The sequence below is a fragment of the Limnofasciculus baicalensis BBK-W-15 genome, assembly GCF_024178385.1.
Lineage (GTDB): Bacteria > Cyanobacteriota > Cyanobacteriia > Cyanobacteriales > Coleofasciculaceae > Limnofasciculus > Limnofasciculus baicalensis.
The window spans coordinates 1-4696 of the sequence record NZ_JAMZMM010000420.1; the positions used below are offsets into that span (position 1 = coordinate 1).

The window sequence follows — 4696 nt, forward strand, 5'->3', positions numbered from 1 at the left end:
CTCCAATTCTACCCCCAACCTCTCCCCCGCTACCGATTCTCCATCAGTAGCAGCACCCCTATTTATCCTAGTTGATGGGCATTCTCTCGCCTTTCGTTCCTACTACGCCTTTGCCAAAAGTAAAACTGGAGGGTTACGCACCAAGACGGGGATTCCCACCAGCGTCTGTTTTGGGTTTATCAAATCTCTTTTAGAAGTTATCGCATCGGAACAACCCCAAGCAATGGCAATTGCTTTCGATACAGATACACCCACATTTCGCCACGAAGCTGATACTAATTATAAAGCAAATCGAGCCGAAACACCAGAGGATTTTATCCTAGATTTGGCAAATCTCCCAGAATTGCTAGTAGCATTAGATTTACCAGTTATCACTTCTCCCGGTTATGAAGCAGATGATGTTTTGGCCACATTAGCATATCGGGCTAGCGACGAGGGATATCGTGTCAAAATATTAACAGGCGATCGCGACTTATTTCAACTCGTTGATGACCAAAAGCAAATCAAAGTTCTCTATTTACACAAAGACTTTTTGCGGCGAGGAAATGCCACTGGAACCCTAGAATTTGGACCAGAAGAAGTTAAAGAAAAACTTGGCGTTACACCCCCACAGGTAGTTGATTACAAAGCACTATGCGGCGATAAATCAGATAATATTCCCGGAGTCAAAGGAATAGGCGAAAAAACCGCCGTACAGTTACTGAAAGAATATGGTTCCCTAGAGGAAATTTATGCTTCATTGGCTAAGATTAAAGGCGCAAATCAGAAAAAGTTAGCCGTCGGCAAACCAGATGCCGAACATTCCCAATACTTAGCCCAGTTAAAATTTGATGCCCCTGTAGAAATTGCCCTAAACGATGCCAAATTACAGGGATTTGATATCCAAATTCTGACACCTATATTACAAAAACTAGAATTCCAGTCATTTTTAGATAAAATTGACCAACTCCAGCAACAATTTGGCGGAAAAATTACTACCGATACACCAATAGAGTCATCAGAAACAGCAAACATTCCGTCAGAAGATACCGAAAATGAAGATACTTGGTTTTTCACGCCTGCGGATACTGATGTCTACCAGCAGCAACTAACACCACCAAGTCAGATTCAACCTCAAATTATTGATACTCCAGATAAACTAATTCAACTAGTAAATCAGCTAAAAACTTACACCAACCCAACCACTCCAGTTGCCTGGGATACCGAAACCACAGATTTAGAACCACGAGATGCAGAATTAGTTGGAATTGGCTGTTGTTGGGGCAGCCAACCTACAGATATCGCCTACATTCCCATCAGCCATACAAAAGGTAATAACTTAGACAAAAATACAGCTTTAGCAGGATTACGTCCAATTCTCGAAAATGCAAACTATCCCAAAGCACTACAAAATGCTAAATTTGATAGATTAGTACTGCGAACGCAAAACATTCACCTAACAGGCGTAGTCTTCGACACCATGCTAGCCAGTTACGTCATCAATCCGGATCTTACTCATAACCTCAACGATTTATGCGAACGGTATTTATCGGGAATTAAGTCTAAAAGTTACAAAGAATTAAATATTCCCAAAGGCAAAACAATCGCAGATCTCAATATTCCTACAGTAGCAGACTACTGCGGCATGGATGCTTATGCCACATTTAGCTTAGTTGCCAAACTTCAAGCAGAATTAGCACAAATTCCCATTCTCCAAAAGCTATTACTAGAAGTAGAACAACCCTTAGAACCCGTACTAGCAGAGATGGAAAATCTTGGTATTAGTATTGATAGCGCCTACCTCAAACAACTCTCAAACTTATTAGAAAAAGACTTAGCCAAAATTGAGGAATCAGCCTACCAAGTCGCAGGAGATAAATTTAATTTAGGCTCCCCCAAACAGTTAAGCGAATTGCTATTTGAAAAGCTTCAATTAGATCGGAAAAAATCCAGAAAAATCAAAACAGGTTACTCCACAGATCACGCCACCCTAGAAAAATTACAAGGAGATCATCCCATTATCGATGCACTTTTAGAACACCGCACCCTCTCCAAATTAAAATCAACTTATGTTGATGCACTCCCTCTACTAGTACGTCCAGATACTCAAAGAATCCATACTGATTTCAACCAAACCGCAACCAGCACCGGGCGATTATCCTCCTCCAATCCCAACCTACAAAATATCCCCATTCGTACCGCATTTTCCCGGCAAATTCGCAAAGCATTTCTCCCCGAAACAGGCTGGTTATTAGTATCAGCAGACTATTCCCAAATCGAACTACGGATATTAGCCCATTTAAGTCAAGAACCAGTCTTAGTAGAAACATATCAAAAAAACGAAGACATCCACACAGTAACCGCCAGATTACTATTTGAAAAATCAGAAATAACCCCAGACGAAAGAAGACTAGGCAAAACCATTAACTTTGGTGTAATTTACGGGATGGGTGCGCAAAGATTTGCCCGGGAAGCAGGAGTATCTTCAGCCGAAGGAAAAATATTTATCGATCGATTAAAACAACGGTATCCCCTAGTATTCGCCTACTTAGAACAAATGAAACGAAACGCGATCGCAAAAGGATACGTTGAAACCATTTTAGGCCGCCGCCGCTACTTTGAATTCAACAGCAACACACTCCGCAAATACAAAGATAGCAATCCCAATGATATTAAACTAGATAAAATCAAAGATCTAGATCAATACGATGCAGGCTTATTAAGAGCAGCCGCCAACGCACCAATTCAAGGTTCCAGCGCCGATATCATCAAAATTGCCATGATCAAAATACATGAATTATTGCAAAACTACCAGTCGCGACTCCTCTTACAAGTACACGACGAACTAATATTTGAAATACCCCCAGAAGAGTGGTCAGAATTACAATTAAAAATCAAACAAACAATGGAATCTGCAGTAACATTAACCGTCCCATTAGTAGTAGACATCAACGCCGGAGAAAACTGGATGGAAGCCAAATAAAACCCAAAAAATCCATCAACTCCTCTGCGTACCTCTGCGCAAACCTCTGCGCTCTCTGCGTTAAAAAAAACCTCATGTATCACCAATCAAACCAAAACATCCCTCACCCAAACTCCTTCCTCCCGCGACAAAGATGGCTTGACAGCTTGCGCATAATCAATCGCCAAATCAAACCTAGCACGTTCATATATCTCATCAATCAACCGCTGTAAATCCACCACAGCTTCAGAATCTCCCTGGCGTAAAGGTACAGGAAAAACCGGGATAGAATCTTTCAAACCAAACCGATATAAATCCGCATCTGGTCTATTATATCCTCGACTAATTAAGATCCGATATCCTTTACCACCACACTAGTATAAACTCGTTCCTCAATTGAAACTCGGTATTTGGGCACAATTTGCGGAATTATTGTATCTGCGATTGCGACAATTAAGCGATTATGAACTTGATGCCATAATTCCGGCAACTCCAAATAGGGATTCATCCCTGTGAATGGATTCTGCATGACTGGTTTCCTTACTATTTATCATGTATTCTCTACTATCTTATCTTCAAACCCAAACATTACACCAACCCCTCTACACACCTCTGCTTTTACCGCTTTGTTCTCTGCGTTAAAAACCCCTTCCCCCTCTCACTTTAACCAGAATACTCTTCCAACCAATTAACTAAATCCTCAATAGCAGAAAAATCCCACATTGCCTCTGACAAACGTTCTAAATCTTGACTATTTAACCCTTCAATTACAACAATAGCAGCAGAAGTTAGCTTACCAAAACGACGCTCAATCTGTCGCAATAGCAGCATTCTTTCCCCTTGAATTATTCCCTCTTCTCTCCCCTCTTCTCTCCCTTCCCTTTTTGCTAGAGTAATCTCACCTCGCCGATCTTCCAGAAACAGTTCCTCTTTGTGTAACTCCTCCAATTCTTCAACACTTAAACCAGCCTGATTCGCTATATTCATCGCTTTTTCTATCTGCGGTATCTCCTGCATTTTTGGCGGAATTACTTCTAAACTGGGCGCTTCTTTGAGAAAGTAAATCCACTTATCTGCTAAACTCTCCAAATCTTCCAGCTTTTTGGTAAACTTGGGCAATTCAACAAATACCATTTTTAACGTCTTCTCCTGATAAGATATGTCTTCTTCTTCCTCTTGAAAGTGAAAACGGGTAATTACTTTCTCCGTTGAGGGGAATAGCTGAAAATCTGTGATGGTTAGAGCAATTACAGGATTGAGATAAGAATATCCCTGTCCCGACTTGAGCTGATTAACGAAAGTTTTGCACAAGTTATAAATTACCCGCTTCTCGAAAGCTTCCACATTCCAAACTTGCATCTCAATAATGACGGTAGTTTCATCTGCTAACACTGCCCTCACATCTAGATAACTATCTTTTAAATCTACTATATTTGCCGGATTATAAGGGTTGATGATTTCTAAACTCTTGATTACTCGATTCCCTGAGTAGATTATGGCATTGAGGAAAGAAATCAGAATATCGTGACTCTCATCTGAGGCAAAGATTTTTTTGAAGGCAAAGTCAGTTTTGGGGCTAATGAATCTCATATTGCTCAATAGGTAATATTTTATCTTTATCATAACAACAATAGGACTGCCGCAGCCACACTATTAGTATTGTGCCTTCTGCCAGTTTTCCCCCTCCCTCAACCCCCCATGGCTGTTTCATTCTCAAATTTTACGACAGATTGAAATCTGTCGCTACACAGACAA

The 4696-nt window shown here is 40.7% G+C and carries 4 protein-coding genes; 1 reads left to right on the forward strand and 3 read right to left on the reverse strand.

The features are described from left to right. On the forward strand, positions 1–2962 hold a 2962-nt coding region (polA, locus tag NJ959_RS25765; protein WP_256529806.1), incomplete at its 5' end, for a DNA polymerase I. A gap of 86 nt (positions 2963–3048) precedes the next feature. Here the strand turns inward: polA and NJ959_RS30500 are convergent. From NJ959_RS30500 to NJ959_RS25775, 3 genes are all read right to left on the reverse strand, one after another. Beyond that, complete coding sequence (locus NJ959_RS30500) at positions 3049–3294, reverse strand: DUF4058 family protein (protein ID WP_309242714.1); 246 nt, start codon at positions 3292–3294, stop codon at positions 3049–3051. Next, positions 3288–3470, reverse strand: a complete 183-nt coding sequence (locus NJ959_RS30505; protein ID WP_309242713.1) for a DUF4058 family protein — start codon at positions 3468–3470, stop codon at positions 3288–3290. Before NJ959_RS30505 ends, NJ959_RS30500 begins: the two co-directional genes overlap by 7 nt. Positions 3471–3604: 134 nt before the next feature. Further along, on the reverse strand, positions 3605–4531 hold the full coding sequence (locus NJ959_RS25775; RefSeq protein WP_254014616.1) for an Rpn family recombination-promoting nuclease/putative transposase: 927 nt from the start codon (positions 4529–4531) through the stop codon (positions 3605–3607). Positions 4532–4696: the final 165 nt, after the last annotated feature.